The sequence below is a fragment of the Martelella mediterranea genome (assembly GCF_004342225.1).
GTDB classification, from domain to species: domain Bacteria; phylum Pseudomonadota; class Alphaproteobacteria; order Rhizobiales; family Rhizobiaceae; genus Martelella; species Martelella mediterranea_B.
In genome coordinates this window covers 1-25,966 of the sequence record NZ_SMAR01000016.1, presented here as the reverse complement: position 1 = coordinate 25,966, position 25,966 = coordinate 1, and the positions used below count along the sequence as shown (strand labels likewise).

Annotated in this window: 28 protein-coding genes, 2 tRNA genes and 1 riboswitch; of the genes, 15 read left to right on the top strand and 15 right to left on the bottom strand. The window is 54.8% G+C overall.

Annotated elements, in window-relative coordinates; translation table 11 throughout:
• Window positions 1-192: 192 nt before the first annotated feature.
• Window positions 193-834, bottom strand: coding sequence for a glutathione S-transferase family protein (locus EDC90_RS11450; protein ID WP_132311650.1), 642 nt, complete (start codon window positions 832-834; stop codon window positions 193-195).
• Between the two features lie 233 nt (window positions 835-1,067).
• Here EDC90_RS11450 and focA point away from each other — a divergent pair, with 233 nt between their 5' ends.
• The 4 genes from focA (at window position 1,068) to EDC90_RS11430 (ending at window position 4,798) form a co-directional block, all read left to right on the top strand.
• Complete coding sequence (gene focA, locus EDC90_RS11445; protein WP_132311648.1) at window positions 1,068-1,931, top strand: formate transporter FocA; 864 nt, start codon at window positions 1,068-1,070, stop codon at window positions 1,929-1,931.
• A 146-nt stretch (window positions 1,932-2,077) separates the two neighbouring features.
• On the top strand, window positions 2,078-2,632 hold the full coding sequence (locus EDC90_RS11440; protein ID WP_132311646.1) for an HdeD family acid-resistance protein: 555 nt from the start codon (window positions 2,078-2,080) through the stop codon (window positions 2,630-2,632).
• 118 nt (window positions 2,633-2,750) lie between these two features.
• Window positions 2,751-3,752 (top strand): NAD(P)H-quinone oxidoreductase, encoded by a 1,002-nt coding sequence (locus EDC90_RS11435; RefSeq protein WP_132311644.1) that lies wholly within the window; start codon window positions 2,751-2,753, stop codon window positions 3,750-3,752.
• Between the two features lie 44 nt (window positions 3,753-3,796).
• Window positions 3,797-4,798 (top strand): asparaginase, encoded by a 1,002-nt coding sequence (locus tag EDC90_RS11430; RefSeq protein ID WP_132311642.1) that lies wholly within the window; start codon window positions 3,797-3,799, stop codon window positions 4,796-4,798.
• A gap of 164 nt (window positions 4,799-4,962) precedes the next feature.
• Here EDC90_RS11430 and EDC90_RS11425 read toward each other — a convergent pair whose 3' ends face one another.
• A complete protein-coding gene (locus tag EDC90_RS11425; protein ID WP_281015408.1) occupies window positions 4,963-5,445 on the bottom strand; it encodes a MarR family winged helix-turn-helix transcriptional regulator in 483 nt (160 codons plus the stop codon).
• A 172-nt stretch (window positions 5,446-5,617) separates the two neighbouring features.
• Between EDC90_RS11425 and EDC90_RS11420 the strand changes: the two genes are divergently transcribed.
• Complete coding sequence (locus tag EDC90_RS11420) at window positions 5,618-6,043, top strand: organic hydroperoxide resistance protein (RefSeq protein WP_132311746.1); 426 nt, start codon at window positions 5,618-5,620, stop codon at window positions 6,041-6,043.
• 76 nt (window positions 6,044-6,119) lie between these two features.
• On the opposite strand, the gene EDC90_RS11415 is transcribed toward EDC90_RS11420, so the two are convergent.
• Window positions 6,120-6,770 (bottom strand): haloacid dehalogenase type II, encoded by a 651-nt coding sequence (locus tag EDC90_RS11415; protein ID WP_132311640.1) that lies wholly within the window; start codon window positions 6,768-6,770, stop codon window positions 6,120-6,122.
• Between the two features lie 258 nt (window positions 6,771-7,028).
• Here EDC90_RS11415 and EDC90_RS11410 point away from each other — a divergent pair, with 258 nt between their 5' ends.
• On the top strand, window positions 7,029-7,907 hold the full coding sequence (locus tag EDC90_RS11410; protein WP_132311638.1) for a branched-chain amino acid aminotransferase: 879 nt from the start codon (window positions 7,029-7,031) through the stop codon (window positions 7,905-7,907).
• Between the two features lie 90 nt (window positions 7,908-7,997).
• On the opposite strand, the gene EDC90_RS11405 is transcribed toward EDC90_RS11410, so the two are convergent.
• The gene (locus EDC90_RS11405) at window positions 7,998-8,693 is read right to left on the bottom strand and encodes a cation transporter (RefSeq protein ID WP_132311636.1); all 696 of its coding nucleotides are present in this window, start codon (window positions 8,691-8,693) and stop codon (window positions 7,998-8,000) included.
• A gap of 81 nt (window positions 8,694-8,774) precedes the next feature.
• Here EDC90_RS11405 and EDC90_RS11400 point away from each other — a divergent pair, with 81 nt between their 5' ends.
• Window positions 8,775-9,188, top strand: a complete 414-nt coding sequence (locus EDC90_RS11400; RefSeq protein WP_132311634.1) for a MerR family transcriptional regulator — start codon at window positions 8,775-8,777, stop codon at window positions 9,186-9,188.
• A 195-nt stretch (window positions 9,189-9,383) separates the two neighbouring features.
• The gene (locus EDC90_RS11395; RefSeq protein ID WP_132311632.1) at window positions 9,384-9,875 is read left to right on the top strand and encodes a GNAT family N-acetyltransferase; all 492 of its coding nucleotides are present in this window, start codon (window positions 9,384-9,386) and stop codon (window positions 9,873-9,875) included.
• Window positions 9,876-9,892: 17 nt separating this feature from the next.
• Here EDC90_RS11395 and EDC90_RS11390 read toward each other — a convergent pair whose 3' ends face one another.
• The 5 genes from EDC90_RS11390 to thiM all read right to left on the bottom strand — a co-directional run bounded on the left by EDC90_RS11390 (window position 9,893) and on the right by thiM (window position 13,822).
• The gene (locus EDC90_RS11390; RefSeq protein ID WP_132311630.1) at window positions 9,893-10,813 is read right to left on the bottom strand and encodes a cytochrome c; all 921 of its coding nucleotides are present in this window, start codon (window positions 10,811-10,813) and stop codon (window positions 9,893-9,895) included.
• Between the two features lie 199 nt (window positions 10,814-11,012).
• The gene (locus EDC90_RS11385; protein ID WP_245511032.1) at window positions 11,013-11,456 is read right to left on the bottom strand and encodes a c-type cytochrome; all 444 of its coding nucleotides are present in this window, start codon (window positions 11,454-11,456) and stop codon (window positions 11,013-11,015) included.
• A 136-nt stretch (window positions 11,457-11,592) separates the two neighbouring features.
• Entirely contained in the window at window positions 11,593-12,390 is a 798-nt protein-coding gene (gene thiD / locus EDC90_RS11380) for a bifunctional hydroxymethylpyrimidine kinase/phosphomethylpyrimidine kinase (RefSeq protein ID WP_132311628.1), read from the bottom strand.
• Window positions 12,387-13,025 carry a thiamine phosphate synthase gene (gene thiE, locus EDC90_RS11375; RefSeq protein WP_132311626.1) on the bottom strand — a complete coding sequence of 213 codons (639 nt, stop codon included), beginning with the start codon at window positions 13,023-13,025 and terminating at the stop codon, window positions 12,387-12,389. The genes thiD and thiE overlap by 4 nt, the downstream gene beginning before the upstream one ends.
• Window positions 13,022-13,822: a hydroxyethylthiazole kinase gene (gene thiM, locus EDC90_RS11370; RefSeq protein WP_132311624.1), complete on the bottom strand. Its 801-nt coding sequence runs from the start codon at window positions 13,820-13,822 to the stop codon at window positions 13,022-13,024. Before thiM ends, thiE begins: the two co-directional genes overlap by 4 nt.
• Before the next feature lie 60 nt (window positions 13,823-13,882).
• A riboswitch (TPP riboswitch) is annotated at window positions 13,883-13,978 on the bottom strand.
• An 82-nt stretch (window positions 13,979-14,060) separates the two neighbouring features.
• On the opposite strand from thiM, the gene EDC90_RS11365 reads away from it, so the two are divergent.
• Window positions 14,061-14,513, top strand: a complete 453-nt coding sequence (locus EDC90_RS11365; RefSeq protein ID WP_207903894.1) for a MarR family winged helix-turn-helix transcriptional regulator — start codon at window positions 14,061-14,063, stop codon at window positions 14,511-14,513.
• A gap of 9 nt (window positions 14,514-14,522) precedes the next feature.
• On the opposite strand, the gene EDC90_RS11360 is transcribed toward EDC90_RS11365, so the two are convergent.
• The gene (locus EDC90_RS11360; RefSeq protein ID WP_132311622.1) at window positions 14,523-14,936 is read right to left on the bottom strand and encodes an ester cyclase; all 414 of its coding nucleotides are present in this window, start codon (window positions 14,934-14,936) and stop codon (window positions 14,523-14,525) included.
• Between the two features lie 154 nt (window positions 14,937-15,090).
• Window positions 15,091-16,587, bottom strand: a complete 1,497-nt coding sequence (locus EDC90_RS11355) for a CoA-acylating methylmalonate-semialdehyde dehydrogenase (protein WP_132311620.1) — start codon at window positions 16,585-16,587, stop codon at window positions 15,091-15,093.
• 131 nt (window positions 16,588-16,718) lie between these two features.
• Between EDC90_RS11355 and EDC90_RS11350 the strand changes: the two genes are divergently transcribed.
• A complete protein-coding gene (locus EDC90_RS11350; protein ID WP_132311618.1) occupies window positions 16,719-17,603 on the top strand; it encodes a LysR family transcriptional regulator in 885 nt (294 codons plus the stop codon).
• Window positions 17,604-17,637: 34 nt separating this feature from the next.
• On the opposite strand, the gene EDC90_RS11345 is transcribed toward EDC90_RS11350, so the two are convergent.
• Window positions 17,638-18,198 (bottom strand): dual specificity protein phosphatase family protein, encoded by a 561-nt coding sequence (locus tag EDC90_RS11345; protein WP_132311740.1) that lies wholly within the window; start codon window positions 18,196-18,198, stop codon window positions 17,638-17,640.
• A 286-nt stretch (window positions 18,199-18,484) separates the two neighbouring features.
• On the opposite strand from EDC90_RS11345, the gene EDC90_RS11340 reads away from it, so the two are divergent.
• The gene (locus EDC90_RS11340) at window positions 18,485-20,758 is read left to right on the top strand and encodes a TonB-dependent hemoglobin/transferrin/lactoferrin family receptor (RefSeq protein WP_132311616.1); all 2,274 of its coding nucleotides are present in this window, start codon (window positions 18,485-18,487) and stop codon (window positions 20,756-20,758) included.
• Between the two features lie 99 nt (window positions 20,759-20,857).
• On the opposite strand, the gene EDC90_RS11335 is transcribed toward EDC90_RS11340, so the two are convergent.
• From EDC90_RS11335 to EDC90_RS11325, 3 genes are all read right to left on the bottom strand, one after another.
• Complete coding sequence (locus tag EDC90_RS11335) at window positions 20,858-22,078, bottom strand: glycosyl transferase (protein WP_132311614.1); 1,221 nt, start codon at window positions 22,076-22,078, stop codon at window positions 20,858-20,860.
• A gap of 79 nt (window positions 22,079-22,157) precedes the next feature.
• Window positions 22,158-22,925 carry an HAD-IIB family hydrolase gene (locus EDC90_RS11330; protein WP_132311612.1) on the bottom strand — a complete coding sequence of 256 codons (768 nt, stop codon included), beginning with the start codon at window positions 22,923-22,925 and terminating at the stop codon, window positions 22,158-22,160.
• 82 nt (window positions 22,926-23,007) lie between these two features.
• The gene (locus tag EDC90_RS11325) at window positions 23,008-23,886 is read right to left on the bottom strand and encodes a TrmH family RNA methyltransferase (protein WP_132311610.1); all 879 of its coding nucleotides are present in this window, start codon (window positions 23,884-23,886) and stop codon (window positions 23,008-23,010) included.
• A 216-nt stretch (window positions 23,887-24,102) separates the two neighbouring features.
• Between EDC90_RS11325 and EDC90_RS11320 the strand changes: the two genes are divergently transcribed.
• The 4 genes from EDC90_RS11320 to EDC90_RS11305 all read left to right on the top strand — a co-directional run.
• Window positions 24,103-24,187: transfer RNA gene (locus EDC90_RS11320), tRNA-Tyr, on the top strand.
• A gap of 18 nt (window positions 24,188-24,205) precedes the next feature.
• Window positions 24,206-24,279 (top strand) — tRNA-Gly (locus EDC90_RS11315).
• 200 nt (window positions 24,280-24,479) lie between these two features.
• Window positions 24,480-25,682 carry a GGDEF domain-containing protein gene (locus EDC90_RS11310; RefSeq protein ID WP_132311608.1) on the top strand — a complete coding sequence of 401 codons (1,203 nt, stop codon included), beginning with the start codon at window positions 24,480-24,482 and terminating at the stop codon, window positions 25,680-25,682.
• Window positions 25,683-25,876: 194 nt separating this feature from the next.
• Window positions 25,877-25,966 (top strand): GTP-binding protein (locus EDC90_RS11305; RefSeq protein WP_132311443.1); only part of this gene is annotated, 90 nt, incomplete at its 3' end.

The window sequence follows — 25,966 nt, the reverse complement described above, 5'->3', positions numbered from 1 at the left end:
TCTAAGGTGCTTTGAAATGATGAAGTGCGCCCGAAATTAGCGACGGGCGGACTCGCAGGGTTCCTTATCCTCTCCTCGGCGCCGGATTTCAAGGATGCTGCCAGGAGATTCCTGAACCCCGGCCAAGGTTTCCGGCGACTGGCAGCCAGAGGCCGGGACTGGAATGGGAACGATCCTCGTTCACTTCAGGTTTCAAGCTCTGAGCTCTTCATACGAAACCATCACATGCTCCCGATAAGCCGGGCTCTCACAAAGCCGCTTGTAGTAATCTGCAACCAGCGGCAGGGGTGGGCGCTCGATATCGATTGTGAAATAACGGTAAAGAAGGTGGCCGAGCATGATGTCTGCCAGCGTGAACGTATCCGAGGCCAGAAAAGAGTGCGCTTTCAGCTGCGCTTCGGCGATTGACAGCAGGCGGCTGAAGAGCTCGACGGACTGAGCCAGCTTTGCTGCGTCCCGCTCCTGTTCCGGCACGCGAACAGCCTGCCAGAAAATCGGCTTTGTGAACGCTGGAGCAACGGAGGATTTTGCCCATTCTGCCCATTTGTCGATCTGTGCACGAAGGGCGGGTGTCTGCGGCCAGAAAGCCTCGCAACCATATCTTGAAGCAAGGTAACGGCAGATCGCAGCACTTTCAAAAACCGGCTGACTATCGCTTCCATCGCGCATGACAGGAACCAGACCGTTCGGGTTCATCGCCAGAAATTCAGGGGTGTTGTTGCCGCCATATTTGTGACCGACATCATATCGCTCATAGCTTAGTCCGATCTCACCAATCGTCCACATAACCGCCTGTACATTGGATGACGTTCTTCGGCCCCAGATTTCCAGCATGTATGTCTGCTCCTTTACACGCATTATCAGCGACTTGATTATGACGCCTGTTTCTGAATAAGCCATGAAATTAAGCGGCAGGCGGTTTGAAATCCGTCGGCCTTTCCAACTTTGGTCGTGTTTCGGTCTTGCGTTTATGATCAGGATCAACGCGCGGCAGGCCTGTTTTGTTAAACACGGCACAATCCAAGACAAAAGCGTTCCTGCACGCCAGTAAAAAGAGCAATAATTCCATGCAGCATCTGAATTTCGACGCCTTTCCGCCCCATGTGATGGCGAAAAAAGCAGAGGATGTCGGTGTCGCCAAGGCGACGAAGGATCCGGTTTCCTCCTTTTTGTCTGCGGTTACCGCAGGCGCCTTCATCGGTATTGCATTTATCTTCTATACCGTCGTGACGACCGGAAATGCGGATATGGGGTGGGGTGCCAACAAAATGCTGGGCGGCTTGTCTTTCAGCCTCGGCCTGATGCTTGTGGTTATTCTCGGCGCTGATCTGTTCACCAGTACGGTTCTGACCGTTGTTGCACGGGCCAGCAGAAAAATTACCTGGAGCCAGCTCTTTAAAAACTGGGCACTTGTCTATTGCGGCAACTTTGTTGGGGCATTCGGACTTGTCCTGATCATGCAGGCCGCGCGGCACTATGAAGGCGATAGTGGTTTGCTTGGTCTCAACTATATGCACATCGCCCAGCACAAATTGCATCACACCTTTATTCAGGCCGTTGCCTTGGGGATCATGTGTAATGTTCTGGTGTGTCTTGGTGTTTGGATGACCTATGCAGCGCGCACTGTCACAGACAAGCTTCTGGCTGTTGTCCTGCCGGTGGCCATGTTTGTTGCTGCCGGCTTTGAACACTGCGTGGCCAACATGTTTCAGGTTCCCATGGCGATTCTGACCAAAAACGGGGCTTCTCCGGAGTTTTGGGAAAAGGCCGGAGCCAATATCGCCGATTATGCAGACCTGACCTGGAGCAACTTCATCCTGCACAACCTGATCCCGGTAACGATTGGAAACATTATTGGAGGTGGCCTTTTTGTCGGGCTGGTCTACTGGTTCATCTATCTCCGGCCGTCGGTTCGCGATGCGAAACACTGAAAATGAAGCGTGATCAAACGGCTGCGCTTTCTGACTGAAAGTGTCGCGACCACAAACATCTTGCGGGTTGTCTGCAACAGTAGTTGCACCCGGATCGCGATCTATCTATCGTCTGCCCCAACGAACCATACAGGAAGGGCTTAGCGATGGTTATGATGGGGCAGTTGAATCCCGATGTTGAAAAAATAAGAGACCGCTGGGGCTGGGTTATGGCTTTTGGCATCATTCTGGTGCTGTTCAGCCTGATTTTGCTTGGAAACATTGCTGTTGCGACAGTTGCATCCGTCGTCTTCTTTGGCGTTATGATGATCATCGCCGGTGTCGCACATCTTTCCCAGTTGTTTTATTCCAGGGCAAAGGGCCAAACCGCATTCTGGCTGGCCAGTGGCATTCTCTATGTTCTTGCCGGCATTTTGCTGATCAGTAATCCGCTTCTGGGTTCAGGGCTGTTTGCCATTTTCATCGGCGTTTCCCTTGCGGTTGCCGGTGGTTTCCGGCTCTATCTCGGATTTACCGTTCGGCCTGCAAAAGGCTGGGGTTGGATGATTTTCTCCGGTCTGGTGCTTATCCTTGCCGCCGTCATGATTGCTTACAACTTCCCGCAAAACAGCCTGTGGCTGCTGGGGCTGTTCGTCGCGGCTGACTTCCTTGTCTACGGCGTTGCAATGGTCGTGTTTGCACTGGCTCTCAGACCACGCTGATTATGATCATTTTCGTTTGAAGTCTTTTCGGGGTGCATTGCACCCCGAAATCGTCTTTGTGGTTGGCCCGGAAACCTGTTAGCTATTCGCACACTCAGATGAGGGAGGAGCTAGGCTCATGTCGTCAGACGGTTCCATGCGATACATCACGATCAGTGGTTTTGGAGCGCCGGAAGTTATGTCGGTCGCCACACGTCCTAAACCCAAACCCGGCCCCGGTGAGGTTCTGGTTAAGGTTCACGCCGCCGGTGTCAACCGCCCCGATGTCGCGCAGCGACAGGGAAACTACCCGCCACCGCCCGGTGCCAGCCCGGTCATGGGGCTGGAAATTGCCGGCGTCATCGCTGAAAAAGGCGCAGACGTTTCGGATTTCGAAGTCGGAGATGCCGTTTGCGGACTGGCCAATGGCGGCGGCTATGCTGAATATTGCCTTCTGCCGGCCGCCCAAACATTGCGGCAGCCTGAGGGGATGGATGCGGTTGGTGCGGCTGCATTGCCGGAAACCTTCTTCACCGTCTGGGCCAATCTGTTTCAGATGGCGGGCCTGACTGAAGGCGAGACGGTGCTTGTTCACGGCGGCACGAGCGGTATCGGCACAACCGCGATCCAGCTGGCACGGGCTTTCGGAGCTGAGGTTTTTGCCACTGCCGGATCGGCCGAAAAATGCGCCGCCTGCGAGCGCCTCGGCGCGATGGCTGCGATCAATTACCGTGAACAGGATTTTGTCGAGATCGTTAAGGAAAAGACTGGCGGTCGTGGTGTTGATGTGATCCTCGATATGGTTGGCGCATCCTATTTTCAGCGTAACCTTTCGGCACTGGCGCGCGATGGTTGCCTGTCGATCATCGCTTTTCTTGGCGGGGCCAAAGCCGAAAACGTCAATCTTACGCCCATTATGGTGAAGCGCCTCACGGTGACCGGTTCGACGATGCGTCCGCGAACGGAAGAGGAGAAACGCCGTATCCGTGACGAATTGGCGCAACAAGTCTGGCCGCGTCTGGAAAAGGGTGAGATCAAGCCGGTCGTTCACAAAGTTTTGCCGTTTGAGGAGGTTGTCGAAGCCCATAAAATTATGGAAGAAGGCCACCACATCGGGAAAATCATACTGACGTTTGAATAAATCGGCCTGCCCTCTGGCGGTGCTGCTGCAGGAGTGCTTTTAAGATGGTCAATCCGGTTCTGGTTGAAGTCACGCGTGGTCAGCGCATTGAAAGCCGTCATCGCGGCATGATCGCCGTTGTCGATGAGAGTGGCAGTCTCGTCTGGTCTGCGGGGGAAACCGATGCGCTTGTTTTTCCGCGTTCGGCCTGTAAGGCCATTCAGGCTTTGCCGTTTGTTGAAAGCGGTGCTGCGGATACCTATGGGTTCGGAGATCGTGAAATCGCCCTTTCAGCAGCCTCTCATTCGGGGGAAGATGCTCATATCGCGCTGGCCGGGCAAATGCTGGCCAGGGCCGGTCGCAGCGTCGAGGATCTGGAATGCGGCGCCCACTGGTCAACGGACAGCAAGGTTCTGATCCATCAGGCCCGTGCGCGTGAAGCCCCCGATGCGCTGTGCAATAACTGCTCGGGAAAGCATGCCGGTTTCGTATGCACCTGCACTCATCAGGGTATCGGGCTTAAAGGTTATTCAGGGTATGATCACCCGCTACAGCAGCAGATCCGTGACGCTATGGAGAATGTCACCGGTGCTGTTGTTGGCCATGATGTGTGCGGGACCGATGGTTGTTCAATTCCCACTTATGCCGTTCCTTTGAAAGCTCTTGCGCATGGGTTTGCAAAGATGGCGACGGGAACGGGGCTTGAGCCCGTGCGCGCCAAGGCTGCACAGCGCATCCTTTCTGCCTGCATGGCAGAGCCGTTTTATGTGTCGGGAACCGGGCGCGCCTGCAATACGCTCATGAGTGCGGTGCCGGGCCGTGTGTTCGCCAAAACCGGGGCTGAAGGGGTTTTCTGTGCTGCAATCCCCGAGCTTGGGCTTGGCATCGCACTGAAGTGCGAGGATGGAACAACGCGGGCCGCAGAAGCGATGGTTTCCGCTGTCCTTTCCCGGTTGATGCATGCCGATCCCGGTGCCTCCGATGCCCTTGCGGGGCTGGCGCACCAGACGATGAAAAACTGGAACGGGATGGAAGTCGGCGTTATCCGGGCTGTTCTGCCGAACTAGAGCGGTTCCGCCTTTCATGGAAACGCGCAACCGCTCTATCTCTTTGTTTTGACGCATTTTCGCGGACGTCAGATGTTTCCATCTGACTGCGAAATGCTCTAGATCTTTTTCCTGCACGCCAGCAGATTGAAGCCGCCTGGAGCAGATATGCTGCCGACGGCTGATTATGCTTTATCGGTTGAGAGCAGCTCAGCCCTCAAGCCGTTCAGCTTGTCCAGAAGCGCCTTCCCATCCTCCTGGCTACAGCCGGTCTTGACTGCGATGGAACGCGCTATGTCACGGGCATCTTCACGCACAGCCTCACCCTTACGGGTCAGCGTAACCTCAACGCGGCGCTCATCTTCGGTGGCGCGGCGGCGGTTGATGTAGCCTGCCGTTTCGAGGCGCTTCAGCAATGGCGACAACGTTCCTGAATCAAGGCCGAGGCGCTGGCCTATGGCTTTGACTGAGATCGTGCCATGCTCCCACAATACCATCATGACCAGATATTGCGGATAGGTGAGGCCGAGGTGCGAAAGCAGCGGCTTGTAGGCGTGCTGAAAGGCATGGGCCGCTGCATAGACAGCGAAACAAAGCTGATCATCGAGCTGCGGCATCAGCTCATTTTTTTCCGATAAGGTGGTTTTCATATGCTCAATATAGGTCATGCAGATTTTTTTGGAAATATCATTGTGTAAAATTAAATTGTGCACTATCTAAAAGAAAGATCGCGGTGGCTATGGAACAAATCGGGCTGCCGGACGTCGAAGAGAAGATAATAGATTTTTCCTCATAACCGGGCCGCTTTTGAGCGGTTCCAGACGAAGGAGACTGACTATGATCAAGAAACTTTATACAACGAAGGCAATTTCCACTGGAGGACGCGAAGGCTCGGTCAAGACCGAGGACGGCGCGCTTGAAGTCAATCTTTCACTGCCGAAGGAAATGGGTGGTCCAGGCGCCGAAGGGAACAATCCGGAACAGCTTTTCGCTGCCGGTTATGCCGCCTGCTTCAATTCCGCACTGCAGAACGTTGCCGGTCAGAAAAAAGTAAAGCTTCCGGCTGAAACCACCGTTTCGGCAACGGTCGGCGTTGGTCCTCGCGATGATGGGGAAGGTTTCGGTATTGAAGCTGAGCTGACGGTATCGCTTCCGGGGCTGGATCGCGAAACAGCCGAGGCGCTCGTCAATCAGGCGCATATTGTTTGCCCCTACAGCCATGCACTGCGTGTCAGCTATGAAGTGCCGGTCAGTGTTGCTGACTGATCACTGAATGACAGACAGTTAAATCAAAACCCGCGGCGTTTACCGCGGGTTTTTCTGTGACTGTCGAAAAGCCGGCTCAGATGCCTTCCAGCGACGGCAAAATCAGATTCGGTCCCATGCCCTCATATTCGTTGGGTGTCTGGTGCCTGTTGATCCAGACAGTCCGGAAGCCGAAATTGGCGGCTCCGGCGATATCCCATCGGTTTGAGGACTGGAACGAAATCTTGTCCGGATAAATCTGATAGGCATTGATTGCCATATCGTAGACTTCCGGAGCAGGCTTGAAGCGCCGCAGTTGCTCGGCGGAGAAGATGTCATCGATCAATCCGCTGATCGCGGCCTTCTTCACGGCCGCCTCAAGCATCGCCGATGTTCCGTTTGAAAGAATTGCGACTTTTGCGTTGCGGGCCTTGATGGTTTCCAAAACGCTGGGAACTTCCGGGTAGCAGTCCAGTGTCCAGTAGGCCTCCAGCAGATCTGTGCGCAGTGACTTGTCAATCAGGCCGACGGAATGCATGGCAAAATCCAGGGCGCGTTCTGTCAGAACCCAGAAATCTTCATATTCATCGCACAGCGTCAGGACCCACGAATACTCAAGCTGCTTTGCACGCCAGACATTCGAGAGCATCTTATAATGACCACCGGCGCGATCTGCATGTTTTCGGGCGGCGGCGTGCACGTCGAAAAGGGTGCCATAGGCATCAAACACGTAGGCATTATGAGACATGAAATAAAAGCACCCTGCTGCAAGCTTCGGATATTTGTTCTGGGTGTATTAGACGGTTCACGCTCAGGCTTCAACGCAACGGCAAATTGTTTTCGTTTGAGACCGGGAGAATGGATTTTCCTCTTGACCTGAATGGCATTGGGGGGGTTGATTGCCTGCGGTAAATTTTGCCGCCCTTCCTCCGCTGCAGCCGCCATATCGACGACCGCAACCGCACGTGCATTCCCGCCAGGTGAGGGCGGCTATCAGGAGTTTGAAATGACAATTGACACGTCCCCCGCGACCCTGACCTGGACCTATGTTGACGGTGAATGGCTGACCGGGAATCCGAAGCTGATCGGCCCGACATCCCATGCGATGTGGCTCGGTTCCACAGTGTTTGACGGTGCGCGCTATTTTGAAGGCATGGCACCCGACCTGGATGAGCATTGCAAGCGCATTAACCGCTCGGCGAAAAATCTCGGCCTTAAGCCGACGATGACCCCGGAAGAGATTGAGGCTCTGGTCTGGGAAGGCCTGAAAAAATTTGAAAGCGGTACAGCTGTTTACATCAAGCCGATGTACTGGGCCGAGCATGGCCTCAATGGGCTGGTGCCCGCCGATCCGGACTCAACACGCTTTGCACTATGCCTGTTTGAAACGCCGATGCGGTCAACAACGCCGGTCACGCTGACGGTGTCGCCGTTCCGCCGTCCGTCGCCGGAAGTCGCTATGACATATGCAAAGGCTGGCAGTCTTTACCCGAACTCCGGTCGGATGATGATTGAAGCCCGCTCGCGCGGCTTCGACAATGCGCTGGCCTGCGACATGAATGGCAATGTTGCTGAGACCGCGTCTGCCAACATCTTTCTCGTCAAAGACGGTGTTGCGATGACCCCGGCAGATAATGGCTGTTTCCTCGCCGGTATCACCCGCAAGCGTGTGCTGAAGCTTTTGCGCGAGGCTGGTATTCCAGCCGAAGAGCGCACTTTGCGTGTTCAGGATTTCATGGACGCCGATGAGCTGTTCATGACCGGAAACTACAATAAGGTTGTTCCGGTGGTTAAGCTTGATGACCGTGATTTTGAACATGGCCCTATGGCAAAGAAGGCTATGGAGCTTTACATGAACTGGGCGCGTACAACCTGCAAAAAGTAAGGCCTGAGTTTGTCAGGGAACAAAGAAGGCCCGGGCCCGGCAATCTGCCGGGCTTTTTGTTGCGCCGGGGATTTTGGGCCGGCTGGCTATTCAATGATGTTCGTGTTGGCAGCGACTTCCCTTCCCGTGGTTATGCCCGTCGTCTCCAAGCGAGGCTGCAAGAGCTTCAGCGCCTCCGGCACGATACTCCCGCCAAGATTGGGTGAGGATCTGATACGATGACGTCAGAAACAACCCTGCCATGATAAAGGCGACCGCAAGGTCAGGCCACGCCGTGTTCGATCCCCATACCCCGATTGCGGCAATCATAACGATGACATTGCCGATCGCATCGTTGCGCGAGCAGAGCCAGACGGAACGAACATTGGCGTCGCCGTCTTTATAAGAAAGCAGCAGCAATACGGTTAGTAGATTGGCGGCCAGAGCCAGTGCGCCGATAATGCCCATAACCGGGGCTTCCGGCACACCAGCAACGAAAACGCGCCAAATGGTGGAGCCGAATACCCAAAGACCCATCAGAAAAAGACTGGTGCCTTTAAAGGCGGCTGCGATGGATCGTGTTTTCAGTGAAGAGCCGATCACCGCCATAGATATGCCGTAAGTCAGTGCGTCACCGAAAAAGTCCAGAGCATCGGCCTGAAGCGCCTGCGATCGTGCCATTTGACCGGCGGTCATCTCAACGATGAACATCGCCGCATTAAGAAAAATAACCACCCACAACCGCTTTTTATAGCTCTCTGACATGCCGTCGAAGGGGCCGTGTGAATGTCCGCATCCTGCGCTCATTTTGATATCACCTTGTCATTTGCCTCGGTGACACACTACATAGGACCTCTAGCGACTAGAGCTTCAAGAGGTTTTTGAAAAATGTTGTCCATCGGGGAATTATCGAAGCGAACCGGCGTGAAGGTGCCGACCATCCGCTATTATGAGCAAGCAGGGCTGATCTCACCTCTGGAACGCTCCGAAGGCAACCAGCGCCGCTACGGTGAACGGGAACTGGAACGGTTGACCTTCATCCGTCATGCCCGCGATCTTGGCATCAGACCTGATGCAATACGCGAGTTGCTTGAGCTTTCGGCGCACCCGGACGAGCCCTGCCTTCGTGCCGATGCGATTGCGCGCGAGCACCTGACGAAAGTGCGCGAAAAGATCGCCCGGCTTCAAAGGCTTGAAAGTGAGTTGGCGCGGATCACCTCGCGCTGCGACGGACATGCAGTTGAGGATTGCTATGTTATCCGATCGCTGGCCGATCACAGTCTTTGCGCGGATGAGCACTGATTTTTTTGATTGACTTTCGTCGGTTTCCGTCGCATTTCAGAACAATGATCAATATCGCGCTTCACACTGCTAAGTATTTTTGGCTGTTCCGATAGGAGCGGCCGCGTTTGATCATGTGCATCACCGGCCGCCTGGGGCGGCAAGGTGATCAGCGACACGTCCCAGGTGGAGAACCAACTTTAAGGGACGTATAAAATGACCGAAGACAGTGAAATCTCTCTTGAACGACCGCGCCTGATGACCATCAGAAAAGCGGTCGAAAACGATATTCCCGAAATTGTTGAAATGATAGGCTTGCTTGCCGCACATCATGGCGATGTGTCCGAGGCCACTGCAGATCAGTTACACCGCGATCTTTTCGGGCCTGCACCCTGGGTCATGGCGCTTGTAGCCGATGCCGGTGCAGGTCTTTTGGGCTACGCTCTTCTGACCCCGCTTTACCGTGCCCAGCAGGGCAAGCGTGGCATGGATCTTCATCATCTGTTCGTGCGTGACGGGCACAGAAGCCATGGTGTCGGCCAGCATCTGATTGAGCGTGCGCGCAATTTCGCCCGTGCTGCAGGTTGTGAATACCTTTCGGTGAGTGCGACGACCGGCAATATTTCGGCGCACAAATTCTACGAGCAGATGGCCTTCATTCCGCGGCCGGTCACAGGAATGCGCTATCTCCAGTCTCTTGCGGAATAAGGAACCGCACCCGCTTATCAATTCTGACGCGCGGGAACAGCCTTCAGATATGCGGCAATGGCCTCAAGGTCAGAGCGGGGCAGATGTGCGAGATTTTTCTGCACTTCGACCATGGAACCGCCGACGACATCGTATTCCGGCGTAAAACCGGTTTCGAGATAGTCGGCGATTTCGCTGGCTGACCAGCTTCCGATGAAAGTTGAACCGGGTGTGATATTCGGAACCATTCCCGGGCCGTCGGGGTTCGGTCCGCCCGCCAGCCAGCGATCATATTCCGGTCCGCCAAGGCGTGTTCGTGGTGTATGGCATTCGCCGCAATGTCCCGGTCCCTCAACCAGATACTGCCCGCGCTCGACCTGCGCTGACGCTCCTGAAATTTCCACCCGTGGCTGATCGGAGAAATAGAGCTCTTTCCAGAAGGCCAGTGCGGGACGGAAGCTGAAAGGAAAGGCGAGATCGTGTGGTTTGTCAGGCTGGCTGCTTTCAGGCAGCGTCATGATATAGCCAAACAGGTCCTTAACGTCCTGGTTGGTCATTCGGACATAAGATGTATAGGGCAGGGACGGATAAAGGTTCTCGCCATCCGGCCCGATGCCCTTTTTCACAGCATTGGCAAATTCGGGGACTGACCAGGCTCCAATCCCGGCCTGCGGGTCAGGCGAGATGTTGGGGGCGTGGAACGTGCCAAAGTCACTTTTGATCGCAAGGCCTCCGGAAAGAACGAGCCTCTGATCGCCTGTTGCGACCGGCGCGGCATGACAACCGGCGCAACCACCGGCCCAGAACATTTGCTGGCCGTTCTTAATATCTGGCGCCGGAAGGTCTATGAAAGCCGTGTTGTCAACTTGCGGAGGCGTGAGAACGACGGCAAATGCTGCGCCGGTCAAAACAGCGGCGATAATCAAGATGAAAGCCGTCAGCTTTTTCAAGAGGCTCATCCTTTTTTCAAGTGCGTCAGAGTTTTTAAGGCACTCTAGTGTGGTGAATTTGAAATTCGCCTCATTGTTGCAGCAACCTCGAATGCGAATTTCAAATTCGAAACCCACACTAGAAACATAAATTTGCTAGTCACTCTCGTTGAATCTGACGTTCGTACAGAGCAAGCGGAACAATGAGACGAACGTCAGATTCGGTTGACTAGTTTTTGACCCGATAGAGCTCATGGCAGGCACCGCAATTTGCGCCGAGTGCCTTCATGGCTTTGCCGACAGCAGCCTGATCGGCTGGAAGATCAGCCAGAAGGGCGTCAGCTTCTGCCGCCAGCTTGTCCGCATGGGCTTTGAAGTCGTCCATATTCTCCCATATGGCGGGACTTGCTTCAGTGTCATGGCCGGATTGTGAATCAGGCGGAAAGTGTGTTGTGAAATCCTTCGCTTCCGTGGCGATGGTCGAAAGTGCGCCCTCGACAACAACAGGGTCGTAATCCTTCTGGCCTTTGGCGATGGCACCAAGCTGTCCCATAGCGCGGCCAATCTGTTTCATGTCGTCCTGTCTTAAGATCTGCGGAGCGTCCTGCGCAAGAACAGCTCCGGCACTCAGACAGAGGGCAGTGAAACCCGCAATCATGGCTTTATTCCGCATCAAATTCTCCCTTTTTGACATGGCGGCACGAACGCGCCTCCCTTCCTCTCGAAGGGCAGTATGAACGCTCAGCGCTCAAAGATGAATGCAGAATAAGCCCTGATTGCGATTTTTCACGTTTTCCTGATGGTTCCCTTTACCAGAGGTTATGGAAATGATGTGTTGGTCCGTGGCCGGACCCCACCTTTAGTTCGGCTGAAGCGACAATGGCATTGTGAACATAGGCCTTGGCTGCCTTCACCGCTTCTGAGAGATTTTTGCCCTTGCCGATTTCAGCCGCGATTGCGCTGGATAGTGTGCAACCGGTGCCATGGGTATTGGCTGTTTCGAGGCGTTCGCTTTCAAACCATTCATGGCCGATTGCCGTGACCAGAAGATCCGGACTTTGGTTTCCTTCCAGATGGCCCCCTTTCATCAAAACCGCTTGGGCGCCAAGTGTCCGAAGTTTTTCACCCTGTTTGAGCATCGTGTCGCGGTCTTGCGCAACGTCCTCATCAAGCAGGGCGGCCGCTTCCGGAAGGTTTGGTGTCAAGACCGCTGCCATAGACAGAAGGTCATCACGCACGGCCTGCACTGCGTCTTCAGGCAGAAGGCGCGCGCCTCCCTTGGCAACCATCACCGGATCCAGCACCACCGGGACTTCGACATGATGGCGAAGGCTGTCTGCGATGGTCATTGCTATATCGGCATTGGAGATCATCCCGATTTTGATGGCATCGACCCTGATGTCATCAAATATCGCTGCGATCTGTTCGGAGACAAAGGCAGAGGGAACCTCATGCACGCCGGTGACGCCTTGCGTGTTTTGCGCCGTCAGCGCGGTCATAACCGCCATTCCATATGTGCCGCGTGCCGAAAATGTTTTCAGGTCGGCCTGAATACCGGCGCCGCCTGAGGGGTCGGAACCGGCGATGGACAGGATATTTGCAATCATCGCTTAAACTTCTGAATGGCCTGGAAAAGGGTTGACGTTGCTTCTTTTGGATTCGGCTGACCGCAAATCGCGGAGACAACGGCAATGCCGTCAGCGCCTGCAGCAAAGGTGGCTTCAACGTGGCCTGCATTTAATCCGCCGATAGCGACGGCTGGAAGACCAGCAATGCGGATCATCTCCGCCAGCCCTTCAAAGCCAACCGGCGGGGCGTGGTTCGGCTTTGTCGCCGTCGCGAAGACAGGTCCGGCACCAATATAATCGACCGGAGTGGGGTCGAAGTTTCTGGCAATCTCAAGCCCATCAATCGAGAGCCCGACGATCTTGTCCGGGCCGAGCATATCACGCACGAGCGCGGGGCCGTCATCAGCCTGGCCGACATGCACACCGTCTGCATCAATCGCAAGGGCGGCTTCGACATCATCATTGATGATCAGTTTTGTATCTGTGCCGTCGGTAATCTGCTTCAGCGCACGGCCCACCTCAGTACGTTCCTGCGAGGAGGCATCTTTCATCCGCAGCTGAATCATGGTTGCGCCGCCGGCAACGGCATCACGTGTGGTTTCAACCATCCCGTAGGCACCACAAAGGCCCGGGTCGAGCACGAGATAGAGCGAGAGATCAAAGGTGTTTTTCATTGCAGTTCAATTCCTGCTTCTTTTTTAAGGTCTTCCGGTGTGATTGCCGCAAGCTGGTCAAGGAATTGCACCGAAAATGAACCGGGCCCGCTTGCGCTCTTGTGTGCCCTGGCACCCGCCACGCCGAACAGCGCCAGCGCAGTGACTGTGGCTTCAAACGGGTCATCACGGTGCACACCGGAAAAGGCACCAACAAGGCCTGTCAGCGCGCAACCCATCGCCGTGATCTGCGGCATCATCGGCGAGCCACCGGAGATGCGGGCCACCCGTTTTCCATCGGTGACAAAATCCTTCTCCCCTGTAACGGCCACGACCATTGATCGTTCCGTAGCCAGTGTTTTTGCAGTCGCTTCAGCCGCTTCCACGCTGTCGCCGGAATCCACACCTTTGCCGCCGCTTGTTGCGCCGGAAAACGCCAGAATTTCAGAGGCATTGCCGCGCAGAATGGTCGGCCCGAGATTGAGGATTTCCAGCGCCGCATTGGCACGGTAAGGCGTTGCAAAATGTGCGACAGGGTCCATCACCCAAGGCGTTCCTGCTTCATTCGCCCCGTTGGCAGCGGCTTTCATGCCTGCAATCCATTGCGGTGACAAAGTGCCGATATTGATCGTCAGTGCCGATGCGATCTTGGCGAAGTCACCGGCTTCTTCTTCAGCGTGAATCATGGCCGGTGACGCACCCGCTGAAAGCAGCACATTGGCAGCGATGTTCATCGCCACGTAATTGGTGATGCACTGGACCAGAGGCGTTTCAGAGCGCATTTTTTCGAAGATTTTTTCAGGCGCAATATCCGTCATGTCGGTTTCCTTTGCGTTTTGAAGGCGGGGAACCCGGACGGGAAGGCAATGTGGCGCACTGCTTGAACCCGAGTGACTCCCTCCGCCGGTATGATCCGGATCAGGTTCCAAGGGTTCGTCTCAGCCCGTTTCAAACGGACGCCCCTGTCTCTCTTGATGCGCGTGTTATAACAGAAAAAGGAGATGCGTTAAGAGGTGACATGTAGTCGCGTCTTATCAACGCAGAAGAAAGGCAGCTATGATGAGAAAAACGCCCATAAAGGCACAGCCTGATGACAATCTGATGGAGCTTGCCGAAAGCCTGCGTCGTGCAGTTGGTGGTTTTGTTCGTAAAACGAGAGCTGAGGCGGGTACGCCAAGTTCTGCGCGAAATGAAACGTTGGCATTACTCGAATACTGCGGACCGATGACCACAACAGATCTTGCCCGGCACCGTGGTGTCAAGCACCAAAGCATGCGCCTCGTAATCGCAGAACTCGAAAAGGAGGCGCTGGTGACGCGCTCACCTTCTCCCGGAGACGGTCGCAGCCAGCTCAATATGATCTCCGCGACCGGCTGTAAGATTTTGGAGCAATCACGCTCTGCCCGCAGCGCCTGGATTGCCGGCGCGCTCGCGTGTCAACTCAACCATCGTGAGCAGCAGGTTCTGAGTGAGGCCGCTGCTCTTCTCGAACGCCTCACCCAAAGTTGAAACTGCAGCTCAGTTCCTCAGAGTGGTGAGCGTGGCACCAAGTGTATTAACGCCCCAGTGCTCGATATATTGGCCGTTTTTTACCCGTACAATATCGATAACATCGATAGAGACATGCCGTCCCGTCGCGGCTATACCCATGAATGCGCCTGTATGCTGGCCGGTAATTGTCTTGCGTGACGTCACCTTGTCTCCGTCCTGCAGTTGCTCGTGGATTGTCACCTTGAGGTCGGACAGTGCGGGGCGGAGTGTGTTTGCCAGCATGTTCCACATGCTTTCAGGCCCCGTGGAAACGCCGGCGGGTGCAGCGTGATTGACGAAATCTTCTCCCATAAGTTCGTCAAAGCTATCGGCATCACCTTTCTCTATGACGTCTATGTTGAACCTGCGGACAGTCCGTTTTTCTATACTATCTTTCGACATGCTCGTTCTTCCAGTTGAGTTGAGATATAATATACAGTTTAACTGTATAAAATCAATACATCTCATCCCTGATGGCCAGAAAACGAAACCCCGGCACTTTGCCATGCCGGGGTCATAGAAACAGGTTTTCTTGAAACAAGGGGTGTAGCGGTGGCTATTTCATCGTCGGCATGGAGAATTCAGCACCGGAGCGAATACCCTTTGGCCAGCGGCTGGTGATGGTTTTCATGCGCGTATAGAAGCGCACACCTTCCGGTCCATGCATGTGGTGATCACCGAACAGTGAGGCTTTCCAGCCGCCGAAAGAATGAAACGCCATGGGAACCGGGATCGGCACATTGATACCGACCATGCCGACTTTGATCTTATGAGCGAATTCACGGGCAGCATCGCCATCACGGGTAAAAATGGCCGTACCGTTCCCGAATTCATGATCATTGATCCAGCCGGCGGCTTCATCATAGCTCCTGGCGCGGGCAATGGAGAGAACCGGTCCGAAAATCTCTTCCTTGTAGATCTTCATGTCAGGCGTCACCTTGTCGAACAGGGTTGCGCCAACAAAGTAGCCGTTCTCATAGCCTTCAACGCTCAGACCGCGACCATCCACAATCAGATCCGCGCCTTCTTCGACGCCGGATGTAATATAGCCTTCGATCTTTTCTTTAGCGGCTGCGGTCACGACCGGTCCCATATCGGCTTCCGGGTCGGCTCCAGCACCCACTTTGAGTGCGGCAATCCGCGGTTTCAGCTTTTCGATCAACCGATCCGCAGTCTCATCACCGACAGGGACGGCAACAGAAATGGCCATGCAGCGCTCACCGGCCGAACCAAAGCCTGCGCCCATAAGGGCATCGGCGGCCTGATCCATATCGGCATCGGGCATGACAATCATATGATTCTTCGCGCCACCCAGCGCCTGGCAGCGTTTGTCATTCGCAGTTGCGGTTGTGTAGATATAGCGTGCAATCGGCGTTGATCCGACAAAGCTCACTGCTTCAACATCCGGGTCAGTCAGCAGGGCATCGACGGCTTCCTTGTCGCCCTGAACGACATTGAAAACACCATCGGGCAGTCCGGCTTCTTTCAGCCATTGCGCAATCAGAAGTGCGGCGGAAGGGTCGCGCTCGGAAGGCTTTAGAACGAAGGTATTGCCGCAGGCCAGAGCTACGGGAAACATCCACATCGGAACCATGGCCGGAAAATTGAACGGCGTGATACCGGCAACAACACCCAGCGGCTGGCGCATCGACCAGCTGTCGACGGCGGTGCCGACATTTTCGGTGAACTCGCCTTTCAAAAGCTGCGGTGCGGCCGTTGCGAATTCTACAACCTCCATCCCGCGCTGAATTTCGCCCTTGGCATCTGAAATAACCTTGCCATGCTCGGATGAGATCAGGGCTGCCATCTCCTCGATCCGCTCTTCGACGATGGCGAGAAACTTGTTGAGTATTCGCGCACGGCGCAGCGGTGTCGTTTCGGCCCAGCCCGGAAACGCGGCTTTGGCGGCTTCGACGGCAGAACGCACATCTGCACTGCTGGCAAGCGAAAGCGTGCCGGTCTGCGCGCCCGATGCCGGGTTAAAGGTGGGAACCGTGCGGCTGCCTTCTCCTGCAGCTGCTGCACCATTGATAAAGTGCTGAATGGTTTTCATGCCGTTTCCTCCGGGTGACCCGTTTTAAAAGAATGGATAACTGTTTCACCAGTTTTGCCTATTCATTTACGCAAAGAAACAGGATAATCAGCATATCCATTGTGCAGAAACTATAGTCCAGAGGCTTTGATATGGACTGGGATCATCTGAAGGTCTTCCTGGGGGTTGCCCGGCATGGGCAAATCCTGGCGGCAGCCAATGCGCTGGGGCTCAATCACGCGACAGTGGCGCGCAAGCTCACCGCGCTGGAAGAGGCGTTGGGCGAGCCTCTGTTTGACCGTCGCCCCTCAGGTTCCACTCTGACGGAGGCGGGAGAACGAATCCTGATTGCTGCCGAACGTGTGGAGACCGAGATCCTTGCGATCACCGAAGATACCCGCGCGCGTGGCGCAAGCCTGTCGGGAACGGTGCGCATCGGTGCACCGGATGGTCTGGGAACCTATTTTCTTGCCGCCGAACTCGGGCAGCTACAGCAGGCTCATCCTGATCTGGTCGTTGAACTGGTGCCGCTGCCGCGCACTTTTTCGCTCTCCAAGCGGGAGGCCGATCTGGCCATTGCGCTGGACCCACCGGAAGAGGGGCGTCTGGTTGTCTCACGCCTCACGGACTATACGCTGAGTGTCTATGCCTCCAAAGACTACCTTGCCCGCAACGGCACACCCCAAACCGAAGGTGACCTTTCGGCGCATGTGGCTGTCACCGGCGTGGAAGACTATGCTTATGCATCATCGCTGAACTATGCCAGCCATCTTTCCCGATGGACCCGGCGGCAGTTTCGCTGTGCCGGTGTTGCCGGTCAGATGGAAGCTGTGCGTGCTGGTGTGGGCATCGGCATTCTGCATGACTTTGCGGCGCGACCCGAACCTGGGCTTGTTCGCATTCTGCCCGAAATTCAGTTTAAGCGCGCCTATTACCTGCTCTCGCATCCCGATACCGGCAATCTGGCACGCATTGCCCTGATCCGGTCCTTTTTGACAAAACGGTTTCGAGCCGAGCGAGACCGGTTTGCGCTGTAACCGCATTTAAGACGGCGATGACCCGCAGCTTTCTTCAGCTTGGAAGGCCGAATACTTTTTCCATGTTTTCCCAGGTCTGGTCCATGGCATAGGGACCTATTACCGGAATACCGATGTGCCCATATAACGGGGAGAGTTGCCATTCGGCACGTTCTTCCCCCACACCTCCAAGCTGCTGAAGATACATTACAGAGGCAAGCCCCGTGCGATCCGCACCGCTTCGGCAATGAATCAGAATCGGTTTCGGGGCGTCGCGCATCAGGCCAATCAGTTCGCGGGAACGCTCCGTGGAAAGCACAGTCCGGTCTGACATATGAAAGTCGACGTGATTGACGGCCAGCGCGGCACTCTCGGAGATTTCGGCTTCGTACCAGTCTTTGCCCGGTTTGGCTCCACGCAGGTTGATCACGGTTTTGATCCCGTAGTCGTTGATGTAGCGTTTCAGATCGGCGGCATCCGGCTGAGCGGAACGGTATAGCTCACCGGCTTTGACTTCATGAAAATTGCCTGTCAGCTGCAACCCACCGAGATAAGTGCCTGCTGCGACGGTGACGATTCCAAGCGCCGTCAGCCCCTTCTTGAAAATCTTTTTCAATTTCAAAACGTCCACTTCCTGACTGGCACTCCTGCCGCGGGCGATGTGTGGCCATCACTCTGGAAGAATTCTAACCCGGCACGAACTTTTTACAAGCCAGAAACACGCCTGAACAAATATGACGAAAGTCAGGCATTTAATATTGACAAAAATAGTCATGTTTTTTAATCGAGTCCCGACATTAACGGATTATGACACCGTTTCAGACATAACCCAGCCAGCCAGTCCATTCAGATAGCCCGGACGCAGCCAGCCAGGTTCTTCCAGATTTAGAGGGACTTCAGTGATGCGTAAGGGGACTTCCCGAACTGCCTTTCTTGCCTGCACGGCCATGGCGACCGTCGCTTTTGCTGCAACTGCTTTTGCGCAGGAGGCCGCGACAACGGCCGAGAATGGTGCGACGACCGTGCTTCAGCCGGTGACGGTAACAACAAAAGGAACACGTGATAAAAGTGGTGTTGCGGAAACGCCGCTTGCCACCGAGGTGACAGAACAGGAGCTGGATCGTGATATGATCCAGTCCGTCGACGATCTTGGAAATATGCTTGTTCCAGGCGTCGCCTTCGCCGGTGACGACGGTGGCTCGATCAATATCCGCGGTCTTCAGGGCCCCCGGGTTCTGACCACAATCGATGGTATTCCGATTCCCTACCTTGATCCGGGCGCACGTTCCGATTCCGGTGGTGGTGTCGACAGTTTCAATTTCAATTCTGTTGCCACGATCGACATCGTGCGTGGTGCTGATTCCAGCCGCGCGGGTGGCGGAGCCATGGGTGGCGCATTTCTTGTCAATACGCTGGAGCCGGACGACCTGCTGGAGGAGGGCGCGAAATTCGGTGGTCGCGTTCGTGCGCTTTACAACAGCGCCGATGAAAGCATCACTGGCGATGCCGCATTTGCTGCCCGTTCGGAGAAGGGGACATCTGTGTTGTTCCAGGGGATTTACACCCACGGCCATGAAACCGAAACCAACGGAAATGTCGGTGGCTACGGCGCAGACCGGACCGAAGCCAACCCCGCGACTTATGATGAAGACAATTTCCTGTTCAAGCTTCAGCAGCAGATTGATGACGCAACACGGCTCGGCCTGACGGTTGAACGCTACGATTACGATAAGGACATCGATCTGCTGGCAGATCAGTATGTCGGCTCGCGTTACGACCCGAATGACTGGCGTGGTTCAGAAGACAAGCACCGCGATCGCGTTTCGCTGGATTACAGCTATAACGCATTTTCAACAGATGGCTGGGTGGATGCCGCCTGGGCAACCGTTTACTGGCAGCGGAACCAGCGCGTCAGCGGCACAAATGGCACACGTCTGACGTCGCCGGCAGGCGATTTCGGACGCACCTCCAAAATTACGCAGGAAGACTACGGCGTCACCGGCTGGGCGAGCAACACCTTCTTCACCGGTGATGTGCAGCATACCGTGACGGTTGGTGGCAGCTTCGATTATGCCAATTTCACGCAGTATAGTGCGGGGCATGACACGTGTAGCCCACGCGCGGCGATGTTTCCTCCGTGTAGTACATACCACAATAATCAGTCTGACTCACCTGAGGTGAACTCTTATGATCTCGGTCTCTATGTGCAGGATGAAATGGTGTTCGGTGATACTGGTCTGACGGTGACACCGGGCCTGAGAATGGATGCTTACTGGCGTGATCCAAAGAGTGGCGATGCCTTCGCCAAAAACGATGGTTATCGGATTGTTGGCGAGCCGGAAAAGCAAACCGGATTCCATGTTTCGCCGAAAATCCTTGCGGCGTACGATTTGACTCCTGATGTGGAGCTGTTCGGTCAGTTCGCCACATCTTTCCGCGCACCAACAGCGCCTGAACTGTATTTGTCCTATGGGTCTCCCACATCCTATTTTAGGCTAGGTAATTCGGATCTGAAGCCGGAGACAAGCTGGGGCTTCGAATTTGGGTCAAATTTCGGTGACGTGGATACTGGCGCTCGAATTTCTACTTTCTATAACCGCTACTATGATTTCATAGGTACGAGGACATTTACTGACAGTGAAGTAAGGGCTATGGGGCTGCAGCCAGAGAACCTGTTTTTCGGGGCGGGCACAGTTTCGCAAAATGTGAACATTGCCAATGTGCAGATTGCCGGTCTGGAGCTTTCCGGCCAGAAGACATTCGCCAATGATTTCAGCGTTCGCGGCTCACTGGCGTTTGCACGGGGCTGGAACATGGATGACGGAGACAGTTTCCTTGCTTCCGTTGCGCCTCTCAAAGCGATCCTCGGCGGTGGCTACAACAATGATATCTGGGGCGTAAATGCCAACTGGGTTCTTGCTGCCGGTGTCTCAGAGAACACGACAGTGGACGGTGACGCTGCTTATGAATGGCCAGGTTATGGCATCGTGGATCTAACTGCGTGGTGGGAACCTGAACAGCTGAATGGTCTGCGCGTGCAGGCGGGTGTGTTCAACGTCTTTGACCAGACCTACTACGAAGCCCTCGACAATCAAGTCACCTCGATCTCTCAGCCTCAGGAATATTATTCTGAACCGGGCCGGACGTTCAAAATCTCTCTGACGCAGAAATTCTGATACTTGCCGAAACACGAGATCGAAAAGGCCGGGCGCATCAGCGTCCGGCCTTTTTTTGTCTCAGCTTAGAAATCGGGTCTTAATCTGGATCGTGGCCGCTTATCCGTATTCCGCCATGTCTGCAGCAACGGCACCCTGCATCTCGTCAAGAATATCAGGCATTGCACTTAAGACTCGGTTCCAGCGTGGCATCAGCGGCGTTGCATCCGGCGTCTCGAGGAACGAGTTTCCGGCTTCCGTCAGGTTTGTTGCAAACAGTTCGACGGCCTGTTCTTCCTTATGGCGGTCCGTTGAAAGGCCGTTCATGCGCGCGTCGTTGTGATAGATCTCAACCAGATCCAGTGCAGTGCGGAAATAAGCAGCTTTCACCGTACGCAGCGTTTCGTGCGAGAAGGTGACGCCATCGGTTGCCAGCTTGCGGAAAACTGCCTTGCAGATGTCGGTCGACATGCGCGAGAGGCCCTTTTGCGCATCTTCTGGCGATAGTGGCTGGTGCTTATGATCATAGGCGTCTGAAATATCCACCTGGCAGATCGCCGTATTGGAGAAATTGCGCCACAGTTCCGAGAGTACGCCGATCTCCAGTCCCCAGTCCCACGGGATGCGGATATCTGCCAGAATATGCGTGCGCATGGCAAATTCGCCGGCCAGCGGGTAACGGAAGGCCTTCAGGTAATCGATGTAGGGCTGGTGTCCGATCGTCTTTTCAAGGCTCAAGAGCAACGGGGTGACCAGAAGACGAGTGACCCGGCCATTGAGAGAGCCATCGGCGATCCGCGGGTAATAGCCCTTGGAGAACACGTAAGGAAAGGCCGGATTGGTCACCGGGTAGACCAGCCGCGCCAGCATCTCACGCGAGTAGGTGACGATGTCGCAATCGTGCAAAGCGACGACAGAAGAGTTGCGCGCGCCCAGCACATAGCCAATGCAATACCAGACATTGCGACCCTTTCCGGGCTGCTCCGGGGCCAGTGAAGCCATATCGAGACGCTCGTGAATGGCCTTCATGCGGGGGCCGTCGTTCCACAGAACGGCATGCTGCTGCGGCAGGCGGCTGAAATATTTCAGTGCGTGGCGGTACTGTTCTTCATTGGCCTGATCGAGGCCGATGATAATATTCGAGATGTAGGGTACTTCCATGAGCTGCTGGACGATATTATCAAGCGCGTCGGCTTCCAGCTCGGAAAACAGTGATGGCAGGATCAGCGTGATGGGACGTGTGGCGCTGAAGCTGGTCAGCTCCCGTTCGACGCGATGAAGTGAACGCTCGCGAAGATTGTGAAGCGTTGCGACAACGCCGTTTTGATGAAAGTCAGCCATAGGGGCGCTCCTGCTTTATAGGTTGAATGACCAGACTCACTGCGGCCTTCAACCGGTACTGTTCCCGTTTCGAATGATATTATTTAAACAATTGCAATATCATGTCATTCCATCCGGCAGGGCCGGGTTTTTCTGATCGCCTGATAAAACCTTTGCGCTCGCGGTCTGTGACCGGCAGTGGCTTATGGGCCGGATTGGCGATGATGAAGCCGTGGTCAGCGGTTTCCAGCATGGCCAGATCGTTTGGCGCGTCTCCAAGTGCGACAGTTGTAATGGTTTCGCCTGATCTTTGATGAAATGCGTCAGCGACTTCCCGCATGCGTGCCGCCTTTGATGTCTGCGGCATCAGGGTGAAGAAACGTCCACCCTGAACGGCCTGAAAACCCTCAGCCTCCAGGTGTTCGCAGAATCGGGCGCGTTCATCTTCGTTACCGCTCCAAAGTCCCGGTTCAGAAAAATGACGCTTTTTGGCAAGGCTGGCGGATGCCAGAGGCATGCCGGTCTTTTCGGCCACCTTCTGGTCACTCCAGTCTCCGAACCCTTCAAAAAGCGCACGCAGATCTTCGGGCATGTCGTTGAGGATGCCCCGAAGCCGCTTATAGACAGTGTTTTCCGATGCTGTTTCGCGAGACGGGTCAACGACGCCTGCGCCATTTTCCACGATCATTGGAAAGTCTATACCGATGCTTTCCGCGATTGGGTGCATCTCTGCAGCGGTCTTGCTGCTCGCCAGAATCAGCGGGACTCCAAGGTCTGAAAGGCGTTCCAGCGCAGGGCGTGCAGGTTCAAATGCATATGTTTCATGATCAAGCAGGGTGCCATCAAGATCGGTGAAAACAATATGCATTTTTATGCCTTCCGGATATGCGGGTCTTTCAAGTCAACGTTTAAACGTATGAACGGCCGTATTGTTCGGCCGTTTCATGTGGTCAGGGCTTGCGGGAGAGATACTGCCGGGCTGCATAAAGCGAGATCGCTGAAGCATTGGAAACATTCAGCGATTTGATTTTGCCTGGCATATCCAGACGCGCAAGGGCACTGACGGTCTCCCTCGTCTTTTGCCTTAGCCCCTTACCTTCGGCGCCCAGAACAAGCGCGATCTTGTCACCACTGAGGGTTTCTTCCATCGGGGCAGGCCCTTCCGAATCAAGGCCGACACTGGTGAAGCCAAGCGCATGCAGCTCTTCGAGTGCCTTGGCGAGATTGGTGATCTGAATATAGGGTATATATTCAAGCGCGCCTGAGGCGGATTTTGCCATAACACCTGATTCGGCAGGGCTGTGCCGCATCGTGGTAATCACTGCGCCGCAGGAAAAGGCCACGGCCGAGCGCAATATAGCGCCGACATTATGCGGGTCTGTGACCTGATCGAGAACCAGAATCAGCGGGCTTTTCTGAAGCGCATCCAGCCTGCGCACGGGCAGGGCGCGTGCTTTTAGCAGAACGCCCTGGTGGATTGCGTCGGAGCCAAGAATGTCGTCAATCGCGCGGGGGTGGACGATCTCGACAGGCAGATCTTCGGGAAGAGAAAACCCGTCCGTCAGCCGATCCAGCGCGTTCTGAGAGACTTTCAGCTCCAGCAGCGTTCGTTCGGGGTTTTCGATTGCCGCACGAACCGTATGCAGGCCGTAGAGAAGAACTTCGTCCTCGCCGACGGGCAGCGGGACTGCCGGTCCCCGTTTCTTGCGGTTGTCCTGCGGTTTGTGTGGCAGCTCACCGCGGGCGCGCTTTGCATCCCGGTGGGCGCGTCTCAGTTTGGCATAATGCGCGTCTTTCGCGCCGCCCTCGTTGTCGTGTTTTTTGCTCATACTGTCTTATACGTTTGCGGAGCCGAAACGGCCAGACCCTCCTTCACCAAAGCGTGGCGCTGTGCATTGTTATTTTTTCGTCATTTTTTTCGCTACGAGCGTGTTGACACAAAGAGGCGAGCCGGTCATATACGCCACGCAGATCGCAAACGGGGTCACGGCGAAAGCCAAGTCACTGTTTCGGTCTACGGCATGACCGCCGTCCAGGCTGGTACTGGAGGAGTGCGTGAGTGGTTAAAACGGACGGACTGTAAATCCGTTGACTTAGTCTACGTTGGTTCGAATCCAACCTCCTCCACCACCGGCATCTGGAAGACCCGCGGGTATAGCTCAATGGTAGAGCAGCAGCCTTCCAAGCTGAATACGCGGGTTCGATTCCCGCTACCCGCTCCAAAACACCATTTCTTGTGCCTGTTTTCGTTTTACGGCATTCAATCGTATTTTTCCGTGATACTGCAATTCCACATCGCGACAACCTTTGGTAATAATACCTTTGGATGTGAACGTAAGATAGACCCGTTTTTAGTCATGCGTGGGGTGGGGCGTTCATTTAAGCGAAAAACGGGGAACGCTGTTAGCGTCACAATCGACGGATGCCGATTCTGCAAGCACTCATTGTGCCGGGAGCTCTGATTATTCTCGCTGGCAGTTTCGTTGTTGCCTGGCTAACAGGTGTGCGACGCAACTATCTTCTTCTCCTGTCCGTTTCTTATTCGGTGCTGGCGGTTGGGTTTTGCTTTATGTTCGTGCGCTGGCATTTGCACGACTATGTCGCTCTCGCCATCGGTAATGGGCTTTTTATCCTATGTCAGGTCTTGCTGGGTGAAGCGCTTCTGCAACGAAGAGGCAGAACATTCGGTATTGCCGGAAACCTGATCGCGTTTACTGCAATGTTTGGTGTTTATCTCTATTTTCTGGTGACCAGTACAATTGAAGCCCGCACGATTGCCGTTAACGCCAGTCTGTTTGCTTATATGGTGCTGGTTTTGGCGCGGTTCTGGGTGCACCGGACGGACAGCATTCATGACAAGATGATTTTCTGGACGCTTGTCGCACTTGGTGTCATGCATACAGCGCGTACGGTCGCAACACTATTCACCGCTGATATTGCGGATCCATCGAGTGCGATCTGGCAATTCCTGCAGATGTATATCCTGCTGATCGCGATGATCCTCGCGCTTGAGATTCTCGCCTCGCATTTTGTGGAATCGCTGGAAAACCTGAACCGGCTGCGGGATCAGGATACGCTTTCCGGCGTTTTGAACCGCGCGGGCTTTGATCGGTCGGTAGACGTCGTCTACAATCTTCATGAATCTTCCGAAATCGCGCTTATTCTGCTCGATCTGGATGACTTCAAAACGATCAACGATTCCTTTGGTCACCCTGTCGGCGATGCCGTGCTGAGCGCGTTCGGCAATCTCCTTAGAGAACAATCCCGTTCCAGCGATCTCATTGGTCGCATTGGCGGTGATGAATTCGCTATTCTTGCAACCGGTATCAGTCAGCAAGGTGCCGTATCCTTGAGCGAGAGGATCAGGGCCCGCTTCTCTGAAGCCCGGTTCGATCATGTGCCATCAGGTTTTAGGATCAGTTGCAGTATTGGTGTGGCATCGCTGCCCGCCAGACTGGGCTATGAAGCGCTTTATCGTGACGCCGATCAGGCTCTTTATCAGGCCAAGCGTTCCGGTCGCAACCGGGTTGTGGGCGAAGCTGACGGCCGGGATATGTCAGCCGGTCCTGAGGTTACCAAATCTTCCATAATGTGTGAAAAAGTAACCGGAAGCACCCCAGCCTGAACTGCGCCGGCCAATTTTCACTGACGTTTTTCAATCGCAAAACAGTATAGCGATTGCAAACACTTGGCTTTCAGAAGGCAGCAGCGACGATAACTATGCGATTTGGTCTTGCTTATTGTCCGGGAAAGCCTTAAACGGCGGCACTAAACCGGTTCGCCGGGTCATCCGTGTTACCAGTTACAGGAAGCATAAAAATGGCAAAGGAAAAGTTCACGCGCACGAAGCCGCACGTCAACATTGGTACAGTTGGTCACGTTGACCACGGCAAGACGACGTTGACGGCA

Bases quoted from the DNA above. Each gene is read 5' to 3' on its own strand.
- EDC90_RS11450 (WP_132311650.1), bottom strand. From the start codon at position 834: ATGCTGGAAATCTGGGGCCGAAGAACGTCATCCAATGTACAGGCGGTT.
- focA (WP_132311648.1), top strand. From the start codon at position 1,068: ATGCAGCATCTGAATTTCGACGCCTTTCCGCCCCATGTGATGGCGAAA.
- EDC90_RS11440 (WP_132311646.1), top strand. From the start codon at position 2,078: ATGGTTATGATGGGGCAGTTGAATCCCGATGTTGAAAAAATAAGAGAC.
- EDC90_RS11435 (WP_132311644.1), top strand. From the start codon at position 2,751: ATGTCGTCAGACGGTTCCATGCGATACATCACGATCAGTGGTTTTGGA.
- EDC90_RS11430 (WP_132311642.1), top strand. From the start codon at position 3,797: ATGGTCAATCCGGTTCTGGTTGAAGTCACGCGTGGTCAGCGCATTGAA.
- EDC90_RS11425 (WP_281015408.1), bottom strand. From the start codon at position 5,445: ATGACCTATATTGAGCATATGAAAACCACCTTATCGGAAAAAAATGAG.
- EDC90_RS11415 (WP_132311640.1), bottom strand. From the start codon at position 6,770: ATGTCTCATAATGCCTACGTGTTTGATGCCTATGGCACCCTTTTCGAC.
- EDC90_RS11410 (WP_132311638.1), top strand. From the start codon at position 7,029: ATGACAATTGACACGTCCCCCGCGACCCTGACCTGGACCTATGTTGAC.
- EDC90_RS11405 (WP_132311636.1), bottom strand. From the start codon at position 8,693: ATGAGCGCAGGATGCGGACATTCACACGGCCCCTTCGACGGCATGTCA.
- EDC90_RS11400 (WP_132311634.1), top strand. From the start codon at position 8,775: ATGTTGTCCATCGGGGAATTATCGAAGCGAACCGGCGTGAAGGTGCCG.
- EDC90_RS11395 (WP_132311632.1), top strand. From the start codon at position 9,384: ATGACCGAAGACAGTGAAATCTCTCTTGAACGACCGCGCCTGATGACC.
- EDC90_RS11390 (WP_132311630.1), bottom strand. From the start codon at position 10,813: ATGAGCCTCTTGAAAAAGCTGACGGCTTTCATCTTGATTATCGCCGCT.
- EDC90_RS11385 (WP_245511032.1), bottom strand. From the start codon at position 11,456: ATGCGGAATAAAGCCATGATTGCGGGTTTCACTGCCCTCTGTCTGAGT.
- thiD (WP_132311628.1), bottom strand. From the start codon at position 12,390: ATGATTGCAAATATCCTGTCCATCGCCGGTTCCGACCCCTCAGGCGGC.
- thiE (WP_132311626.1), bottom strand. From the start codon at position 13,025: ATGAAAAACACCTTTGATCTCTCGCTCTATCTCGTGCTCGACCCGGGC.
- thiM (WP_132311624.1), bottom strand. From the start codon at position 13,822: ATGACGGATATTGCGCCTGAAAAAATCTTCGAAAAAATGCGCTCTGAA.
- EDC90_RS11365 (WP_207903894.1), top strand. From the start codon at position 14,061: ATGATGAGAAAAACGCCCATAAAGGCACAGCCTGATGACAATCTGATG.
- EDC90_RS11360 (WP_132311622.1), bottom strand. From the start codon at position 14,936: ATGTCGAAAGATAGTATAGAAAAACGGACTGTCCGCAGGTTCAACATA.
- EDC90_RS11355 (WP_132311620.1), bottom strand. From the start codon at position 16,587: ATGAAAACCATTCAGCACTTTATCAATGGTGCAGCAGCTGCAGGAGAA.
- EDC90_RS11350 (WP_132311618.1), top strand. From the start codon at position 16,719: ATGGACTGGGATCATCTGAAGGTCTTCCTGGGGGTTGCCCGGCATGGG.
- EDC90_RS11340 (WP_132311616.1), top strand. From the start codon at position 18,485: ATGCGTAAGGGGACTTCCCGAACTGCCTTTCTTGCCTGCACGGCCATG.
- EDC90_RS11335 (WP_132311614.1), bottom strand. From the start codon at position 22,078: ATGGCTGACTTTCATCAAAACGGCGTTGTCGCAACGCTTCACAATCTT.
- EDC90_RS11330 (WP_132311612.1), bottom strand. From the start codon at position 22,925: ATGCATATTGTTTTCACCGATCTTGATGGCACCCTGCTTGATCATGAA.
- EDC90_RS11325 (WP_132311610.1), bottom strand. From the start codon at position 23,886: ATGAGCAAAAAACACGACAACGAGGGCGGCGCGAAAGACGCGCATTAT.
- EDC90_RS11310 (WP_132311608.1), top strand. From the start codon at position 24,480: ATGCCGATTCTGCAAGCACTCATTGTGCCGGGAGCTCTGATTATTCTC.